The following is an 18,792-nucleotide window of genomic DNA, read 5'->3' on the forward strand; positions in this document are numbered from 1 at the left end:
GCGGGAGTCACCAGGCTCGTACTGTGACGTTGCGCTCGCGCCCAACGCCCTGGAGGCAAGGGTAGGTTCCGGCCCGCCCGGCCGGTACCCGCGGTGGCCTATGTGAGTGCGGAGACGCCCGCCTCGGGGCGCCGCTCCCCGCCGGAGGCCATCCGCCGCCGCAGCAGCGCCCACCGCCCACGGTGCCCGCCCCCGGACCCCGCCGCGGCCACCTCGGTACCGGACGCCCCCGCCGCGGCCGCCGCCGCGTCGGCGACCGGAAGCACGCTCTCGTCCGAGTCGGCGTCCGGCCACACTCCCAACGCGGCGCAGAGCGTGGGCAGTATCGCCATCGCGGCCGTCGCGTAGCCGGTGGCCGACGGGTGGTAGCTGTCCGGCCCGAACATCTCCCGCGGGTTGGCCGCGAACTCCGGCCCCAGCAGTTGCCCGAGCGACACCGTACGGCCGCCCAGCTCGATCACCGCGATGGTCTGCGCGGCGGCGAGCTGGCGGCTCAGCCGCCGGGCGACCCAGCGCAGCGGCTGGTAGACCGGCTCGATGGTGCCCAGGTCGGGGCAGGTGCCGACCACCACCTCGGCACCCGCGTCGCGCAGTCGGCGCACCGCCGCCGCGAGGTGCCGCACCGAGTCCGCGGGCGGCATACGGTGCGTCACGTCGTTCGCGCCGATCATGATCACGCAGACGTCCGGCACCGGGTCCGGGCCGTCCAGCAGCAGGCCCACCTGCCGTGCCAGGTCGTCCGAGCAGGCGCCCGGCAGGGCCACGTTCACCAGGTCGACCGGGCGCTCGGCCACCGCCGCCAGACCCGAGGCGAGTATCGCCCCCGGTGTCTCGCCCACCCGGTGCACACCCTGTCCGGCCGCCGTCGAGTCGCCCAGGAACGCCAGCCGCACCGGCTGGGCCCCGGCGTCACCGTAGGCGGCGAACGCCGACCCGTAGCGCCCGTCAGCGGTGGGCGGCGCGGCCTCCGAGCCGCCCACGGTCCTCCTGGCCAGCTGTACCTCGGTGAGCAGCAGTCCGATCACCGCCCCGCCGAGCAGACCCGCCCCGCCGCCGCCGTACGCGGCGGCGGTCGCGATCCGCCGTGCCACCCTCGCCCTCGACATCGGCATCCCCGTTCACTCGGTCCCGTAACAGCTTGTTGCCCGCTACGGCGCCCGGCGCAACGCGACCGTTCGGGGGCGCTTGCGCATAGGCTCTGAGCACACACAGGGAAACATCCGGAGGACGTCGTGCAGTTCCACGACTCGATGATCAGTCTCGTCGGCAACACCCCGCTGGTGAGGCTCAACAGCGTCACGGCCGGGATACAGGCCACGGTGCTGGCCAAGGTCGAGTACTTCAATCCCGGCGGTTCGGTCAAGGACCGCATCGCCCTGCGCATGATCGAAGCCGCGGAGAAGTCCGGCGAGCTGAAGCCGGGCGGCACCATCGTCGAGCCCACCTCGGGCAACACCGGCGTCGGTCTGGCCATCGTGGCGCAGCAGAAGGGCTACAAGTGCATCTTCGTCTGCCCGGACAAGGTGTCGACGGACAAGATCAACGTGCTGCGGGCGTACGGCGCCGAGGTCGTGGTCTGCCCGACCGCCGTCGACCCTGAGCACCCGGACTCGTACTACAACGTCTCCGACCGGCTGGTGCGTGAGACGCCGGGTGCCTGGAAGCCCGACCAGTACAGCAACCCGAACAACCCGCTGTCGCACTACCACTCCACCGGCCCGGAGCTGTGGCAGCAGACCGAGGGCGGGATCACCCACTTCGTGGCGGGCATCGGCACCGGCGGCACGATCTCCGGCACCGGCCGGTACCTCAAGGAGATCTCCGACGGCAAGGTCAAGGTCGTCGGCGCCGACCCGGAGGGCTCGGTCTACTCCGGCGGCTCAGGCCGTCCGTACCTGGTCGAGGGCGTCGGTGAGGACTTCTGGCCGACCGCGTACGACCAGGACATCACTGACGAGATCATCGCGGTCTCCGACAAGGACTCGTTCCAGATGACCCGCCGCCTGGCCAAGGAGGAGGGGCTGCTGGTCGGCGGTTCCTGCGGCATGGCCGTCGTCGCGGCGCTGCGGGTCGCCGAGCGGCTCGGGCCGGACGACGTCGTGGTGGTGCTGCTGCCGGACAGCGGCCGCGGCTACCTCAGCAAGATCTTCAACGACGAGTGGATGGCCGACTACGGCTTCCTGGAGGAGGGCGGCCAGCAGTCCCGGGTCGCCGACGTGCTGGCGTACCGCAGCGGCGGGATCCCGGAGCTGGTCCACATGCACCCGGAGGAGACCGTCGGCGAGGCGATCGACGTACTGCGCGAGTACGGGGTGTCGCAGATGCCCATCGTCAAGCCGGGCGCCGGGCACCCGGACGTGATGGCCGCCGAGGTGGTCGGCTCGGTGGTGGAACGCGAACTGCTGGACGCGCTGTTCACCAAGCGCGCACAGCTGGACGACCCGCTGGAGAAGCACATGTCCGCGCCGCTGCCGCAGGTCGGTTCGGGCGAGTCGGTCGGCGACCTGATGGAGGTGCTGCAGAACGCGGACGCGGCGATCGTGCTGGTCGAGGGCAAGCCGACGGGTGTGGTGAGCCGTCAGGACCTGCTGACCTTCCTCGCCAAGGTCGGCAAGTAGCGGCAAACGGCCCGCACCGCTGGGTGATTGGCCGGATTTCGCGGAAACGGTACGCGCGTGACACGCGTGCGCAGCACGGGCTTAACACGAGTCCGGCACATTGGTGGGTGTCGGGAAACCGACCCCACCGATGCGGCAACCAGGAATGACGGAGCGGCTCCCGGACCTCCTGGGTTGCCCCGGACGCGAAGCCCGGCCCTGACCCGGCCCCGCGTCCCGTGGGGGACCGCCGTCGTCCCGCCCCTGGCGGCCAAGCCGGGGTGCGGCGGTCCCCCCATTTTTTCGTCTTCGCCCCTCGCCGGGCGCTGGTACCCGCTGAGACGGGGCTGGCTGGTGTGTGCGACCGGCGAGGAACCCGCCGCCCGCGACGGCGCCCAACCACGGCGGTGGGTCCGCCGGTTGCCCACCCCCAGTCGCAACTCGCCGTGCTGGGACGGTGGTCAGCCGTCCCACTCGTCGTTGCCCCCGCGGGAGACGCCCCTGCCGAGGGAGTGGGCGATGTTGACGCCCACGATTCCGGCCCAGGTGATCAGCAGGCCGGGGAGGTGCGCGTTGACCACGCCGATCGCCGACAGCGGTACCGCGAGTACCAGCGAGATGCCCGCGATGCCGAAGCGGCGGTTGCGGTTGTCGTGGTCGCCGGAACGCCCCCGGCGGGACCCCGCCGGGTCGACTCGCGCGCCCGCCATTCGCTGCTGTGCGAGTTCTCGGCGAACCCTGCGCTCCACCTGGCTGTCGAGCCGCTGGTCCACCTTTTCCAGGAACGAGTCGATCAACTCGGCCTCGTATTCGGGACCGAGGTCCTTACGCGTCTGCAGTGTGGCGTCGAGCTCTTTCTTGAGCTCGGGGTCAGGGGCACTCATGGCATTCACGTTAGAACCGGCCGACCCCTATGTAAGTGGGGTTAGCCCCCGAATCTTGTCAGGGGTGCCCTCCTCCTCGGGCAGGTGTGTACGGTCGCGGGTGGACCGCGAAGGGGAGGCGTTGATGGAGCTGTTGACCGCGCTGGGAGCGGCGGACCGGGACCGTCCGGACGCCGTCACGATCGACGGCCGCGCGTTGGACCACGAAGCGCTGCTCGGCGCGGCCGGTGCCGTCGCCGCCCGGATCGCCGGCGCACCGGCCGTCGCCGTGCACGCCGCACCCGTACTGGAGACGGTGGTCGCGGTGGTGGCCGGACTGCTCGCCGGGGTGCCGGTGGTGCCCGTACCGCCGGACGCCGGACCCGCCGAACGCCGGCACATCCTGCGCGACTCCGGCGCGTCTCTGCTGCTCGCCGCCGCGCCGCAGGAGGCCGAGGACCTGGAGACGATCGAGGTCCGGGCCGCCGAGCGCGCTGACTTCACCGGCGCCGAACCCGCCGCCGACTCAACCGCGTTGGTCCTCTACACCTCGGGGACGACGGGCGCGCCCAAGGGCGTGCTGGTCTCCCGCCAGGCGATCGCCGCCGACCTGGACGCGCTGGCCGCGGCCTGGGCGTGGACGGCCGAGGACACGCTGGTGCACGGGCTGCCGCTGTTCCATGTGCACGGCCTGGTGCTGGGCGTGCTCGGCGCGCTGCGCACCGGCAGCCGCCTGGTGCACACCGGGCGCCCGACCCCGGCCGCCTACGCGGCTGCCGGCGGCACGCTGTACTTCGGTGTGCCGACGGTCTGGTCGCGGGTGGTACGGGAGCCGTCGGCCGCGAAGGAACTGGCGGCGGCGCGGCTGCTGGTCTCCGGCAGTGCGCCGCTGCCCGCCCCGGTGTTCCGGGACCTGGCGGCGCTGACCGGCCAGCGCCCTGTGGAGCGGTACGGGATGACCGAGACGCTGATCACCGTCAGCACCCGGGCCGACGGCGAGCGGCGGCCGGGCTCGGTGGGGCTGCCGGTGGCGGGCGTGACCACCCGGCTGGTGGGCGAGGACGGGGCACCGGTCCCGTACGACGGAGCCACGGTCGGTGAGCTCCAGGTCGGCGGGCCGACGCTGTTCGCAGGCTATCTGGGCCGCCCCGAGGCGACAGCCGCCGCGCTGACGGCGGACGGCTGGTTCCGTACCGGTGACATGGCGGTGGTGGAGCCGGACGGAATGCACCGGATCGTGGGCCGGGCGTCCACCGACCTGATCAAGTCGGGCGGCTACCGCATCGGCGCGGGCGAGGTGGAGAACGCGCTGCTGGACCATCCCGCGGTACGGGAGGCGGCGGTGGTCGGCGTACCGCACGACGACCTCGGTCAGCAGATCGTGGCCTATGTGGTCGCCGAAGGGGTGGACGAACGCGAGTTGATCGATTTCGTCGCCCGACATCTCTCCGTTCACAAACGGCCGCGCGCAATCCGCTTTCTGGACGCGCTACCGCGTAATGCGATGGGGAAGCCGCAGAAGAAGCTACTGCCCCCGTTCTGAGGGGAGTTGGCGGGGGTTGGAGAAACGGATTTGCAGAGGCCAAATAAGCTTCTTACGATGCACTAGCCCAACTACCTACCGGCCGGTCAGTGCGTGACGGCCGGGTCGCCCCTACCCGGGTCCCGCTCCAAAGGGTGGCGGTGATTTTTCCTGCCATGGGAGACAGCACCGCATGTTCCACCGCATAGGACGAGCAGTCGTCCGCCATCCGATATGGACGATCGTGGCGTGGGTCATAGCCGCCGTCGCGATCGTCGCCACCGCACCGAGTCTTCCCTCCAACAGCGACGAAAGTAGCTTCCTCCCCAAGAGCTACGAGTCCATCCAGGCCGCGGACCTCCAGTCGAAGGCGTTCCCCAGCGCCTTCACTCCCTCCGCGATCGTGCTCTACAGCCGTACCGACGGCCAGAAACTGGCCCCCGCAGACCTCAAGGACGCCCAGCGGGTCACCGGCCAGCTGGCCGCCAAGGGCATCGACCAGGTACAGAAGGTCATCCCCGGGCTTCCGTCGAAGGACGGGAAGTACGACCTGGCGCTGGTCCAGATGGACAGCAAGAACGCCGGCCAGCCCAAGCAGGCCGACGCGGCGAAGACGCTGCGCGCGGACGCCAAGGAACTGGCCTCGGGTACCCATCTGGACGTGAAGGTCGGCGGTTCCGCCGCGCAGGCCCTGGACCAGCAGGACTCCTCCCAGCGGGGTCAGGCGCTGGTCGGGATCGGCACCTTCGTGATCATTCTCGTCACCCTGCTGATCATCTTCCGGGCGCCGATCCTGGCGGTGCTGCCGCTGGTGCTGATCGGCCTGGTCTCCTCCGTCGCCAACGGGCTGATCGCCTACGCCACCAAGCTGTTCAACCTCCAGGCCAACAGCTCGATCTCGTCGATCCTGATCGTGGTGCTGTTCGGTGTCGGTACGGACTACTTCCTGTTCCTGATGTTCCGCTACCGGGAACGGCTGCGGGCGGGTGACGAACCCAAGGAGGCGATGATCAACGCGGTCGGCCGGGTCGGCGAGGCCATCGCCTCGGCGGCTGGCGCCGTGATCATCGCGTTCCTCGCCCTCGTGCTGTCCACCCTCGGCTTCCTGAAGCAGATGGGTCCGGCGCTGGCCATCGCGGTCGGTGCCACGCTGGTCGCGGGCCTCACGCTGATCCCGGCGGTGGTCTCGCTGATCGGCCCGAAGGTCTTCTGGCCGTCGAAGTCGTGGCAGAAGGAGCCGGAGAACGCCCGGTTCGCGGCGCTCGGCGGCATGGTGCGCCGACGTCCCGCCCTGGTCGCCGCGGTGTCCGGGGTGCTGATGGTCGCGCTGGCGCTGGGTACGTTCGGCTTCAAGGCCACCTTCGACCTGGCCGCGGGCTCGATGCCCAAGACCAAGGAGTCGATGGTCGTACAGACCGAGATGCAGAACGCCTACTCGGCCGGTGCCGCCGAGCCCACCAGCGTCTTCCTGACCAGCACCGACGGCAGGCCGCTGGACAAGGCGGCGCTGCCCGGCTTCGCGAAGAAGCTCCAGGGTGTCGACGGTGTGGCCGACTCCCGGCTGACCGCGCTCAGCAAGGACGGCATGACGGCCAACGTCACCGTCACCCTCAAGTACGACGCCGCCAGCGACAAGGCGATCAGCACCGTCGGCACCATCCGCGACACCGCGCACGCGGACGCGCCGTCCGGCACGAAGGCGCTGGTCGGCGGCATGTCGTCGATCTACAAGGACATCAACGCCGCCGTCAACCACGACTACAAGACGGTCTTCCCGGTCGCCGCGGTGCTGATCATGGTGATCCTGGGGCTGCTGCTGCGCAGCGTGGTCGCCCCCTGGTACCTCATGGCCTCGGTCGGCCTCGGCTTCGGCGCCACCCTCGGCGCCACGGTGCTGATCTTCCAGAAGGGCCAGGGGCACTCCGGCCTGATGTTCATGCTGCCGGTGATCATGTACCTCTTCGTGGTCGCCATCGGCACCGACTACAACATCCTGATGATCGCCCGACTGCGCGAGGAGGCCCGCGAGGGCCGCGAGCCGCGTGAGGCGGCGGGCGAGGCCCTGCGGCACGCGGGCCCGACCGTGGCCGCGGCGGGCTTCATCCTGGCGGCGACCTTCGCCACGATGATGCTCGCGGGCAACTCGATGCTGTCCGAGATGGGCTTCGCGGTCTCCTTCGGCATCGTCGTCGCCGCCTTCGTCATGGCGATGTTCTTCACGCCGAGCCTCACCGCGCTGATCGGCCACGCGGCCTGGTGGCCGGGCCACGGCGACCGGGCGGCGGTCAAGCCGCCCGCCCCGGGCCGCGAGAAGGCCCGCGAACTGGTCTGACCGGTACGACGGCGAGGGGCCGGGTGCGCACCGCGCGCACCCGGCCCCTTCGCGTCAACTCCCTTGCCGCGTGAGCCGCACGTCGTCGTCCGCGACGGCGAGGAACCGCGGCAGCGGCACCAGTCCCGCCGGGCTGAGCTTGACCAGCGTGACGCGCACCCGCGCCCGCCCCGGCCGGACGGCGGCCCGCCCCACGCTCCGCCACCGGTGCGGATTCCCGTCGCACTCGGCCACCGCCCCGTCGATCCCGTACTGCCGCCCGCCCTGTGCCACGCCGGCGCCGACCAGCACGGTCCCGTCCTCGACGCACCGGTACGTCCCGGACAGCGAGACCGTCCCGCCCCGCGAGACGCCCCCGACCCGATCAAGGCTGATCCCGCTCCCGTCGTCGGCCCGGGCCACCCCGACCGACGCCACCAGCACGGCAACCGCGGCAAGACTGAGAACCCCAGGAATACGCATAGAGCAGGCGTACCAGGCAGCAGGTCACGAATCTGTGATTGTCACTCTTCCGCCGCACCCGCCCCCGTGGCCACTGCCGAACGGCATCCGTCATGCACGGCCTCGTCGTGCTGCTGACGTAAGCGGGTGGTTCAGGCGACACCTGATGGTTTGGTGAGGTACAGGGGAGTTCGGGTGGATACCCTCGCCACCGGATCGTCGGAACGCGAGGAGTGCAGTCATGGCTGAGGTGCGGCTGAGCGCCGAGCTGCGCAAGGAGTTCGGCAAGGGCCCGGCCCGCCGTGCCCGCCGGGAGAACAAGGTCCCGGCGGTCGTCTACGGGCACGGCGCCGAGCCGAAGCACGTGCTGATCGACAGTCACGCGCTGATGATGGCGTTGAAGACCCCGAACGTGCTGATCAACCTGGACATCGAGGGCAAGGGCCAGCTGGTCATCCCCAAGGCCGTGCAGCGGGAGGCCGTCCGGCGCTTCCTGGTCCACGTGGACCTGCTGGAGGTCAAGCGCGGCGAGAAGGTCACCGTCGAGGTGCCGATCCATACCGAGGGCGATCTGGCCCCGGGCGGCAACCTGCTCGAGCACCTCCTGGACAGCCTGCCGGTCGAGGCGGAGGCCACCCGGATCCCGGAGGCGGTCACCGTCTCCATCGAGGGTCTGGACGCCGGACACGCGATCTACGCCAAGGACGTCCCGCTGCCCAAGGGCACGTCCCTGGCCGTCGACGGGGACACCGCCCTGCTGCAGATCGTCGCGGCCCAGGCCGAGGAACTCCCGGAAGAGGAGGAGGCCGAGGAAGAGGAGGCCGCGCCCGAGGGCGGCGCGCCCACCGAGGGCTGACCGGGCTCACACGGCGGGGTCGGACACCCGCGGCAGGTCCGACCCCGCCGCCCGTGCCGCCGGCGCCCACACTCCGTACAGCAGCGCCGGTAGCACCAGTCCCACGAGCCACGAGACGTCGGCCCCGCCCAGTGGGGCCACCAGCGGGCCGGTGTAGAACGACGAGCTGAGGAACGGGAGTTGGGCCGCCACGCCCACCGCGTAGACCAGCAGTGTGCGCCACCGCCAGCCGCCGTACCGGCCGTGCGGATCGCAGAGCGCCGGCAGGTCGTAGCGCTCCCGCGACACCCAGTAGAAGTCGACCAGGTTGATCGCCGACCAGGGTGTGAAGAACGTCAGCAGGAAGATCAGGAAGTCCGCGAAGGACGACAGGAAGCTGTCCTTGCCCAGCAGCGCGATCACCGTGCCCGCCACCATGACGAGCGCGACGTACCCGGCCCGGGCGCGCGGCGAGACCGTGCGGCCGCCCCGGAAGCCGCTGACGCCGGTGGCCAGCGACATGAAACCGCCGTATGTGTTCAGCACGTTGACGGTGAGCTTGCCCAGTGCGATCACGAGGTACAGCGCGCCGGCCGGCACCGTCCCGCCGCCGCCGAGGCCGACCACATAGCCGACCTCGTGGCCGGAGAAGGCGCCGCCCGCGCCGGCCGCGGCGAGCGCGCCGAAGGTCATCGACCACTGCGCGCCGAGCCCCGTACCGCCGAGCGTCCACCAGAAGACGGCACGGGCGGAGGTCTGTCGCGGCAGATAGCGCGAGTAGTCGGCCACGTACGGGCCGAACGCCAACTGCCAGGACGCGGAAAGGGAGACGGACAGCAGGAACAGCGGGGCGGAGAAGGTGTGGTGGGCCAGCAGCGCGCCGACGTCGGTCCGCTCCAGAAGCCGTACGCCCAGGTAGGCGAAGGCCAACGCGCCGACGCCGCTGGCGATCCGGCCGAGCGCGTGCACCATCCGGTAGCCGCACACCGCGGTCACCGCGGTGACCGCGGCGAAGACCACGATGCCCGCCGTGTCGCCGAGACGGGTGAGCCTGCCGACGGCCTGGCCCGCCAGCACCGTCCCGCTGGCGAAGAACCCCGTGTACATCACCACGACCAGCAGCAGCGGCACCACCGCCCCGCGCACCCCGAACTGGGCCCGCGAGGAGATCATTTGGGGCAGCCCGAGCCGTGGGCCCTGAGCGGCGTGCAGGGCCATCACCGCGCCGCCGAGCACATTGCCGACCAGCAGCCCGAGCACCGCCCACAGAGCGCCGGCCCCGAAGACCACCGCGAGCGCACCGGTGACCACCGCGGTGATCTGGAGGTTGGCGCCCAGCCAGAGGGTGAACTGGCCGGCCGCGCGGCCGTGCCGTTCGGAGTCGGGGATGACGTCGATGGATCTGCGCTCGACAAGTCCGGCCACGGTGGCGGCTCCTCGCTCATCGTCCTGCATGGGTTCATGCAGGGTCATGGCACGCTGAATGAAGAGTCAATACGCAGGCGCTAGTCTGCCGCTACCGATGTACGGTCGGGCGGCGACGGAAGCAGGCCAGGAGGCGCGATGGCGACGCAGGACGGGGGAGCGGCGCGGCTGATGCGGCTGTTCGACGGGCACCGGCTGACGCCCACCCAGCGGCGGATCGCGCACTGCCTGGTGCGCCGGGCCGCCGACGCGCCGTTCCTGTCCTCCGTGGAGGTGGCCGAGCTGGCCGGGGTGAGCCAGCCGTCGGTGACCCGGTTCGCGGTGGCGCTGGGCTTCGACGGCTACCCGGCGCTGCGACGGCATCTGCGCGAGGTCGCCCCCGTGCCGCAGGCCGAGCGCAGCGACAGCCGCAACGAGTACCAGCAGGCGGTGGAAGACGAGATCGAGAACCTGCGGCAGCTCCGCGCGCTGCTGGCCGACCCCGAGCCGGTGGCACGGGCCGGGCGGCTGCTGGCCGCCTCCCGGCCGCTGCTCGTCCTGGGGCTGCGCGCCGCCGGGGCGCAGGCGCGCGGCTTCGGGTACTTCGCGGCCAAGGTGCACCCGGACGTGAGGGTGCTGGACGAGGGCGGCAGCGCGCTGGCCGACCGCATCGACGCGGCCAGGCGGGCGGGCGCGAGCGCGCTGCTGTGCTTCGCGCTGCCACGCCACCCGCGCGAGGTGGTGGACGCCCTGGAGTACGCCAGGCAGGCGGGGTTGACCGTCGTCACCGTCGCCGACAGCTCGTTCGCACCGGTCGCCAGGGACACCGATCTGCTGCTGCCCGCCGCGGTCGGCACCGGGCTGGTCTTCGACACGCCGTGCGCGCCGATGATGCTGGGCCGGGTGCTGCTGGAGGCGATGTGCGACGACCTGCCGGACGCACAGGCCCGGCTTGAGGAGTTCGACGCGCGTGCCGCGGCGCGCGGGCTGTTCGTCGACTGATGTCCGGTTCGGTCCTCACGCTGTTTTGAGCTTCGCTGAGTAACCTCCGACCGGAAAGTATCGATTCCGGATCGGAGGAGGACGGTCGTGGGGCGCGGGGCGTATGCGCTGGCTCGGGTCGCGGTGATGGTACGGACGGCCGGGCGGTGGTGTTGGTGGCTCGGGGCGCTGGCGGCGCTCGCCGGGGCCTTCGTGCCGGGCCTCACCGGGCGCCGGATCGGGGCGCTGGGCGGCGCCGCGCTGTTCCTCGTCGCCGCCGTCGCCGCGTTCCTCGCCCGCCGTCGACGGTACGCCGCGCTGGCGCAGGCGGCGACACACGCCGCCAGGTCGGCGTTCCTGCAGGACCGTCGGGTCACCGCCCGGCTGTGGCTGCGACCGCGCCGCTGGTGGCTGCTGCTCGCGTTCGTGCTGGCGGTCGGCAGCTCGGCGGCGGCCTCCGCGGCGGGCGGCATGCTGCTGGCCGGGGCGGGCGCCGGGCTGTGGGCGAAGGCGGTCTGGCTGGGCCGCTGGGAGCGCTCCCACGAGGCACTGCTGTGGACGCGCCCGGAGGAGGCGCTGCGCCGCGGCCCGGCGGGCGGCGACGTAAGGGCGTACCTGACCACCGGCCCGGCCGCCGGAGACGCCCGGCCAGGCGGGGCCCGACGGGTGGTCAGCCCAGCGCGCTGAGCGCCTCCGGCTGGGCGCCGCCACTCTCGGCGACGATCTCGTCGAGCGTCTGCGGCGCCCGTACGGTGGCGAACCGCACCGCGTCGCCGTCGCACGCGTACCCGTAGATTCCGGGCCGGGGCAGCGAGTTGTACTGGTAGTGGGTGGAGAAGTAGTACGCGCCGGTGTCCAGCAGCGCGACCAGGTCGCCCTCCTCCAGCGGCGGCAGCTCGCGCGCCTCGGCCACGATGTCGCCCGCGAAGCAGCACGGCCCGGCCACGTCCTGGCTGACCGGCGCACCCTCCTTGGGGCGGCCCTTGGCGTCCAGCGCGGTGACCCGGATCGGCCAGGCGCCGGGCGCGTAGACGGTACGGGTGGCGAGCTGGGCGCCCGCGTGGGTGACCGCGATCCGACGGCCGCCCGCGGTCTTCGCGTACTCCACGCGGGCCAGGATCGTGCCGTGCTTGGCCAGCAGCGAGCGGCCGAACTCGGTGACGATGCCGTAGCGGCCGTCGAACAGGCCGGGCACGGTGGCCCTCAGCAGCCGGGCGTACTCGTGGTGCGTCGGCCGCGTGGCGTCGGAGGCGAAGTTCACCGGCAGTCCGCCGCCGATGTCCAGCGTGTCGATCTGCCGCCGTCCGGCGGTCGTGTTGATCCGCTCGGCGAGTTCGTAGGTGACCCGCACGCCCTCGGCCATCAGCTCCAGCGGGCAGCCCTGCGAGCCGGTGTGCGCGTGCAGCCGGGTCAGCCAGGGGCGCCGTACACAGGTGTCCACCAGCCACTCCATGACGCCCGGATCGCGCAGCGGCAGGCCGAACTTGGACCGGTCGGTGGCGGTGCTGGTGGCCGCGATGCGGCCACCGCCGATCTGCGGGTTGACCCGCAGGCCGATGGGGGAAGCGGTCTCGGATCCGGCGAGCAGCGCGTCGAGGCGGTCCAGCTCCTGCGGGTTGTCGGCGTTGACGGCAACCCCCAGCGCCAGCGCCTCGCGCAGTTCGGCGGCGGTCTTGGCCGGGGAGTCCAGCACGATGTGGTGCGCGGGCACCCCGGCCGCCCGGGCCAGCGCCAGCTCGCCGGGGCTGGCCACCTCGCAGCCGACGCCCTCGGCGTACAGCAGCCGCAGCACCGGGACCAGGGACGCGGCCTTGACCGCGAAGGCATGGCTGACGGTCACCCCGGGCGTGGCGAACGCCGCCCGCAGCTCGCGGGCCGACTCCCGGATGCCCTCGGCGTCCAGCAGCCCCACGACCGGCAGGTCCGCGCCCAGTACTCCCTGCTCGACGGCGGCGCGCAGGGCGTGCGCCCGGCGGGTGGCCGGATCCGGCGGGGTGGCGGCGTTCTGGTCCGCAGTTGCCATGGACCCACTCCACCACCGGCGGCGCCGACTCGCCAGTAACCGCGAACACCCGCCATGACACCTGTTGACTGGAACTATTCACGCGGCAAGTATGTGAATGACCCGATCCAGACCCGGTCGGGCGACGATGTGTGAGGAGGCGACCCGCATGTCCGCTACGGCCGTAGGTGAACCCGGCCCCCGCCCGGTCCGGGCCCCGCGTGGCACCCAGCTCAGTGCCCTCGGCTGGCAGCAGGAGGCCGCGCTGCGGATGCTCCAGAACAACCTCGACCCCGAGGTCGCGGAGCACCCCGACAAGCTGGTCGTCTACGGCGGCACCGGCAAGGCGGCCCGCGACTGGCGCTCGTTCGACGCCATGGTGCGCACTCTCAAGGGGCTGAAGCAGGACGAGACGATGCTCGTCCAGTCCGGCCGTCCGGTGGGCGTGATGACCACCCACGAATGGGCGCCCCGGGTGCTGATCGCCAACTCCAACCTGGTCGGCGACTGGGCGAACTGGGAGGAGTTCCGCCGCCTGGAGGCCCTCGGCCTGACGATGTACGGGCAGATGACCGCCGGATCGTGGATCTACATCGGCACCCAGGGCATCCTCCAGGGCACCTACGAGACCTTCGCGGCGGTGGCGGCCAAACGGTTCGGCGGTTCGCTGGCCGGAACCATCACCCTGACCGCCGGGCTCGGCGGCATGGGCGGCGCCCAGCCGCTCGCCGTCACCATGAACGGCGGCGTGGCCATCTGCGTCGACTGCGACCCGCGCGCCATCGAGCGGCGCATCGAGCACCGCTACCTGGACGTGCGGGCCGACTCCCTCGACCACGCGCTGGAGTTGGCGACACAGGCCCGTGACCAGCGCAGGCCGCTGTCGATCGGCCTGCTCGGCAACGCGGCCGAACTGCTGCCGCGAATGCTGCAGACGGGCGCGCCCATCGACATCGTCACCGACCAGACCAGCGCCCACGACCCGCTGAGCTACCTGCCGCTGGGCGTCGCCTTCGAGGACATGGCGGAGCTCGCGCGGGAGAAGCCCGCCGACTTCACCCAGCGCGCGCGGGAGTCCATGGCCAGGCACGTCGAGGCGATGGTCGGCTTCATGGACGCGGGCGCCGAGGTCTTCGACTACGGCAACTCCATCCGCGGCGAGGCCCAACTCGCCGGGTACGAGCGGGCGTTCGCCTTCCCGGGCTTCGTGCCCGCGTACATCCGGCCGCTGTTCTGCGAGGGGAAGGGTCCCTTCCGGTGGGCGGCGCTGTCCGGCGACCCCAAGGACATCGCGGCCACCGACCGGGCGATCCTCGACCTGTTCCCGGAGAACGACTCCCTCGCCCGCTGGATCCGGATGGCGGGCGAACGCGTCCACTTCCAGGGCCTGCCCGCCCGCATCTGCTGGCTCGGCTACGGCGAGCGGGACAAGGCCGGTGAGCGCTTCAACGACATGGTGGCCAGCGGCGAGCTGACCGCGCCCATCGTCATCGGCCGCGACCACCTCGACTGCGGCTCGGTCGCCTCCCCGTACCGGGAGACCGAGGCGATGCTCGACGGCTCCGACGCGATCGCCGACTGGCCGCTGCTCAACGCCATGGTCAACGTGGCCTCCGGCGCCTCCTGGGTCTCCATCCACCACGGCGGCGGCGTCGGCATGGGCCGCTCGATCCACGCGGGCCAGGTGACCGTAGCCGACGGCACGGCGCTCGCGGGGGAGAAGATCCGCCGGGTGCTGACCAACGACCCCGGGATGGGCGTGATCCGGCATGTGGACGCCGGGTACGACATCGCGGACGAGGTCGCGGCCGAGCGCGGCGTGCGCGTTCCCATGCGGGAGGGCGAGTGACCTCCAGCGCCGGCGGCCGCCCCGCTGGGGCGGGTACTTCGGTGCCCGGTGCGCGCGGTGGGCCGGCCGCGCCCACCCGTTCCGCGCCGCGGAACGACTGCCCGCCACCTGCCGGGTTCCACGAGATGTGGCGGGACCTGCGGCCGATCGGGCTTGACGCCGGATCGGGCGGGTACCGCCGGTTCGCGTGGACGGGGGCCGACGCCGACTGCCGGGCGTGGTTCCGTGCGCAGGCCGAGTCGCGCGGGCTGGCGTACGAGGTGGACCGCAACGGCAACCAGTGGGCCTGGCTCGGCGACCCGGCCGCCGGGGACGCCGTCGTCACCGGCTCGCACCTGGACTCAGTGCCCGACGGTGGCGCGTTCGACGGTCCGCTCGGCGTGGTGTCGTCCTTCGCCGCCCTCGACGAGCTGCGGGCCCGGGGCGCCAGCCCCACCCGCCCGCTGGCGATCGTCAACTTCGGCGACGAGGAGGGCGCCCGGTTCGGCCTCGCCTGCGTCGGCTCCCGGCTGACCGCGGGCCAGCTCACCGCCGACCAGGCCGCCGAGCTGCGGGACGCGGACGGCATCAGCCTGCCGCAGGCCATGGAGCGCGCCGGGTACGACCCCGAGGCCATCGGTCCGGACCCCGAACGGCTCGCCCGGATCGGCGCGTTCGTGGAACTCCACGTCGAGCAGGGCCGGGCGCTCGACCTGAGCGGTGATCCGGTCGGCGTGGCGTCCGCGATCTGGCCGCACGGCCGCTGGCGGTTCGACTTCCGCGGCGAGGCCAACCACGCCGGCACCACCCGGCTGGAAGACCGCCGCGACCCGATGCTGACGTACGCCAACACCGTGCTGGCCGCCCGCAAGAAGGCACGGCTGGCCGGTGCCCTGGCCACCTTCGGCAAGGTCGCGGTGGAACCCAACGGCGTCAACGCCATCCCCTCCCTGGTCCGTGGCTGGCTGGACTCCCGCGCCGCCGACGAGCGCACGCTGGCCGCCGTGGTCGAGGAGATCGAGCGCGCGGCCGCGGAACGCGGTGACCGGGACGGTGTAGAGGTCCGGGTCACCCGGGAGTCCTTCACCCCGGTGGTGGAGTTCGAGCACGCGCTGCGCGACCAGGTCGCCGGGCTGCTGTCGGCCGACGGCCGCACGGTCCCGGTGCTGCCCACCGGCGCGGGACACGATGCGGGTATTTTGTCCGCTTCCGTTCCCACCGCCATGCTGTTCGTACGGAACCCCACCGGGGTTTCGCACTCCCCGGCCGAGCACGCCGCCGAGGACGACTGCCTCGCCGGAGTGCTCGCGCTCGCCGATGTACTGGAGGGCCTGGCGTGTCGCTGACGCCGCAGACCTACTGGGCGGAGTACGCCTGGATCGACGGGCGTGTCGAGGACGAGGTGGTGATCGAATCCGCCCCCGACGGCCGGATCGCCGCCGTGCGGCCCTCGGTCGAGACCCCGCCCGCGGGCGCCGTACGGCTGCCCGGGCTCACCCTGCCCGGTCTGGCCAACGCCCACTCGCACGCCTTCCACCGCGCCCTGCGCGGCACCGTCCAGGCCCAGTACGCCGCCGTGCCCCGGCCGCCGGGCCAGGGGACGGCCGGGGACGGCGAGCGGGCGCCGGACTCCTTCTGGACCTGGCGCGAGGTGATGTACGCCGTCGCCCAGAACCTCACCCCCGAGCGGTACTTCGACCTCGCCCGCGCCGTCTACGCCGAGATGGCGCTGGCCGGGATCACCTGTGTCGGCGAGTTCCACTACGTCCACCACCAGCCCGGCGGCGCCCCCTACGGCGAGCCCAACGCGATGGGCGACGCGTTGATCGCCGCCGCGGCGGACGCCGGTATCCGCATCACCCTGCTCGACACCTGCTACCTCTCCTCCGGTTTCGGCGCCGCCCCCGAACCGCGCCAGCTGCGCTTCAGCGACGGCGACGCGGACGCCTGGGCGGCCCGCGCCGCCGCGATCAAGACGGACGGCGACCACGCCAGGGTCGGCGCGGCCATCCACTCGGTGCGGGCGGTGCCCGCCGAGCAACTCGCCACCGTGGTGCGCTGGGCCGACGAGCGGCACGCACCGCTGCACGTGCACCTGTCCGAGCAGCCCGCGGAGAACGAGGCGTGCCTGCGGACACACGGCCGCACCCCCACCCAACTGCTCGCCGATCACGGCGCGTTGGGGCCGCGTACCACCGCCGTCCACGCGACGCACCTGACGGACCAGGACATCCGGCTGATCGGCGGCGCCTCGGCGACCGTCTGCATGTGCCCCACCACCGAGCGGGACTTGGCGGACGGCATCGGCCCGGCCGTCCAACTCCAGCGCGCCGGCAGCCCGTTGAGCCTGGGCAGCGACAGCCACGCGGTCATCGACCTGCTGGAAGAGGCCCGCGCGATGGAACTGGACGAGCGGCTGCGCACGGGCGCACGCGGCCACTGGACGGCGGCCGAACTGCTGCGCGCCGCCACCGAGGACGGGCACGCCTGCCTCGGCTGGTCCGACGCGGGCCGCATCGAGCCCGGTTACCTCGCCGACCTCACCACGATCGCGCTGGACTCGGTCCGTACCGCGGGCACCCCGGCGCGACTGGGCGCCGAGACGGCCGTATTCGCCGCCTCCAACGCGGACGTGCGGCACACCGTGGTCGCGGGCCGTCACATCGTCCGCAACGGACACCACCAGCTGGTCCAGGACGTCGCCGGGGCGCTGGCCGACGCCATCGCCGCCGTACGCACCCCATGACCCCGCAGCCGAAGGACACCACCACACCGATGGCGACCGCGATCACCAACATCAGCAGCCTCGTCACCAACGATCCCTCCCTCGGCCACGGCCCGCTGGGCATCATCGAAAGCGCGGCCGTCGTCATCGACGGCGACCGCATCGCCTGGGTCGGCACCAACAGCAAAGCACCCGCCACTGACAGTCACCTCGACGCCGAGGGTCGGGCGGTGCTCCCGGGCTTCGTGGACTCCCACTCCCATCTGGTGTTCGCGGGTGACCGCACCGCCGAGTTCAACGCCCGCATGGAGGGCCGCCCCTACTCCGCGGGCGGCATCCGCACCACCGTCGCGGCCACCCGCGCCGCCTCCGACGCCGAACTCGACGCCACCGTGGCCCGTTTCGTGGGCGAGGCGCTGCGCCAGGGCACGACCACCATCGAGACCAAGTCCGGCTACGGGCTCACCGTCGAGGACGAGGCCCGCGCCCTACGCGTCGCGGCCCGCCACACCGACGAGGTGACGTTCCTGGGGGCGCACATCGTCGCCCCCGAGTACGCCGAAGATCCGGCCGGGTACGTGGAGTTGGTGACCGGCCCCATGCTGGAGGCGTGCGCGCCGCACGCCCGCTGGATCGACGTCTTCTGTGAGCGCGGCGCGTTCGACGGCGACCAGGCCCGGGCGATCCTCACCGCGGGAGCCGCGCGCGGGCTCACCCCCCGTGTCCACGCCAACCAGCTGGGGCACGGTCCCGGCGTCCAACTCGCCGTGGAACTCGGTGCGGCGTCCGCCGACCACTGCACGCACCTCACCGACGCCGACGTGGACGCGCTGGCCAGTGGGGACACCGTGGCCACGCTGCTGCCCGGTGCCGAGTTCTCCACCCGGTCCCGGTACCCGGACGCCCGGCGGCTGCTGGACGCCGGAGCCACCGTCGCCCTGTCCACCGACTGCAACCCCGGCTCGTCCTTCACCAGCTCCATGCCGTTCTGCATCGCGCTGGCGGTACGGGAGATGGGCATGACACCCGACGAGGCGGTCCGTGCGGCTACCGCGGGTGGCGCGCGGGCGCTGCGACGTACGGACGTCGGCCGGGTGGCGGTCGGCGCGCGAGCGGACCTGGTGCTTCTCGAAGCCCCCTCCCATGTGCACCTGGCCTACCGGCCGGGGGTTCCGCTGACGGCGGCGGTGTGGCGCGGGGGCGCCAGGGTCCGCTAGGGCGGGACCCTTCCTGCGGGCCGCGGCGGCGGGCAAGCGAAACGG

Annotated in this window: 15 protein-coding genes; 10 read left to right on the top strand and 5 right to left on the bottom strand. The window is 72.4% G+C overall.

All coding sequences use genetic code 11. The annotated features are described in order from the left end of the window. Positions 1-98: 98 nt before the first annotated feature. On the bottom strand, positions 99-1,106 hold the full coding sequence (locus P3G67_RS31780; protein WP_391858390.1) for an SGNH/GDSL hydrolase family protein: 1,008 nt from the start codon (positions 1,104-1,106) through the stop codon (positions 99-101). A 126-nt stretch (positions 1,107-1,232) separates the two neighbouring features. Between P3G67_RS31780 and P3G67_RS31785 the strand changes: the two genes are divergently transcribed. After that, entirely contained in the window at positions 1,233-2,618 is a 1,386-nt protein-coding gene (locus P3G67_RS31785; RefSeq protein ID WP_269855763.1) for a cystathionine beta-synthase, read from the top strand. Between the two features lie 440 nt (positions 2,619-3,058). Here the strand turns inward: P3G67_RS31785 and P3G67_RS31790 are convergent, their stop codons facing one another. Then, positions 3,059-3,481: a hypothetical protein gene (locus P3G67_RS31790; RefSeq protein WP_276096591.1), complete on the bottom strand. Its 423-nt coding sequence runs from the start codon at positions 3,479-3,481 to the stop codon at positions 3,059-3,061. A gap of 124 nt (positions 3,482-3,605) precedes the next feature. On the opposite strand from P3G67_RS31790, the gene P3G67_RS31795 reads away from it, so the two are divergent. Continuing rightward, entirely contained in the window at positions 3,606-5,003 is a 1,398-nt protein-coding gene (locus P3G67_RS31795) for an acyl-CoA synthetase (protein ID WP_276096592.1), read from the top strand. A 172-nt stretch (positions 5,004-5,175) separates the two neighbouring features. Continuing rightward, positions 5,176-7,314 carry an MMPL family transporter gene (locus tag P3G67_RS31800; RefSeq protein ID WP_276096593.1) on the top strand — a complete coding sequence of 713 codons (2,139 nt, stop codon included), beginning with the start codon at positions 5,176-5,178 and terminating at the stop codon, positions 7,312-7,314. Positions 7,315-7,368: 54 nt separating this feature from the next. Here P3G67_RS31800 and P3G67_RS31805 read toward each other — a convergent pair whose 3' ends face one another. Beyond that, a complete protein-coding gene (locus P3G67_RS31805; protein WP_276096594.1) occupies positions 7,369-7,776 on the bottom strand; it encodes a DUF6299 family protein in 408 nt (135 codons plus the stop codon). A gap of 220 nt (positions 7,777-7,996) precedes the next feature. Between P3G67_RS31805 and P3G67_RS31810 the strand changes: the two genes are divergently transcribed. After that, positions 7,997-8,611: a 50S ribosomal protein L25/general stress protein Ctc gene (locus P3G67_RS31810; protein WP_269855768.1), complete on the top strand. Its 615-nt coding sequence runs from the start codon at positions 7,997-7,999 to the stop codon at positions 8,609-8,611. Between the two features lie 6 nt (positions 8,612-8,617). On the opposite strand, the gene P3G67_RS31815 is transcribed toward P3G67_RS31810, so the two are convergent. Then, complete coding sequence (locus tag P3G67_RS31815) at positions 8,618-10,063, bottom strand: purine-cytosine permease family protein (protein ID WP_276096595.1); 1,446 nt, start codon at positions 10,061-10,063, stop codon at positions 8,618-8,620. 90 nt (positions 10,064-10,153) lie between these two features. Here P3G67_RS31815 and P3G67_RS31820 point away from each other — a divergent pair, with 90 nt between their 5' ends. Both P3G67_RS31820 and P3G67_RS31825 read left to right on the top strand, forming a co-directional pair. Then, on the top strand, positions 10,154-10,996 hold the full coding sequence (locus tag P3G67_RS31820) for a MurR/RpiR family transcriptional regulator (protein ID WP_276096596.1): 843 nt from the start codon (positions 10,154-10,156) through the stop codon (positions 10,994-10,996). Positions 10,997-11,083: 87 nt separating this feature from the next. Further along, a complete protein-coding gene (locus P3G67_RS31825) occupies positions 11,084-11,662 on the top strand; it encodes a hypothetical protein (RefSeq protein ID WP_276096597.1) in 579 nt (192 codons plus the stop codon). Here P3G67_RS31825 and P3G67_RS31830 read toward each other — a convergent pair. Beyond that, complete coding sequence (locus P3G67_RS31830; protein WP_276096598.1) at positions 11,646-12,998, bottom strand: diaminopimelate decarboxylase; 1,353 nt, start codon at positions 12,996-12,998, stop codon at positions 11,646-11,648. The two genes, P3G67_RS31825 and P3G67_RS31830, sit on opposite strands and share 17 nt — an antisense overlap. Positions 12,999-13,146: 148 nt before the next feature. On the opposite strand from P3G67_RS31830, the gene hutU reads away from it, so the two are divergent. The 4 genes from hutU to hutI all read left to right on the top strand — a co-directional run bounded on the left by hutU (position 13,147) and on the right by hutI (position 18,747). Further along, on the top strand, positions 13,147-14,826 hold the full coding sequence (gene hutU / locus P3G67_RS31835; protein WP_276096599.1) for a urocanate hydratase: 1,680 nt from the start codon (positions 13,147-13,149) through the stop codon (positions 14,824-14,826). A gap of 125 nt (positions 14,827-14,951) precedes the next feature. After that, the gene (locus P3G67_RS31840; protein ID WP_276096640.1) at positions 14,952-16,151 is read left to right on the top strand and encodes an allantoate amidohydrolase; all 1,200 of its coding nucleotides are present in this window, start codon (positions 14,952-14,954) and stop codon (positions 16,149-16,151) included. Beyond that, positions 16,142-17,551, top strand: a complete 1,410-nt coding sequence (locus P3G67_RS31845) for a formimidoylglutamate deiminase (RefSeq protein WP_391858391.1) — start codon at positions 16,142-16,144, stop codon at positions 17,549-17,551. Before P3G67_RS31840 ends, P3G67_RS31845 begins: the two co-directional genes overlap by 10 nt. Beyond that, entirely contained in the window at positions 17,548-18,747 is a 1,200-nt protein-coding gene (gene hutI / locus P3G67_RS31850; protein ID WP_391858392.1) for an imidazolonepropionase, read from the top strand. Before P3G67_RS31845 ends, hutI begins: the two co-directional genes overlap by 4 nt. Positions 18,748-18,792: the final 45 nt, after the last annotated feature.

The organism is Streptomyces silvisoli (assembly GCF_029269905.1).
Taxonomy (GTDB): Bacteria; Actinomycetota; Actinomycetes; order Streptomycetales; family Streptomycetaceae; genus Streptantibioticus_A; species Streptantibioticus_A silvisoli_A.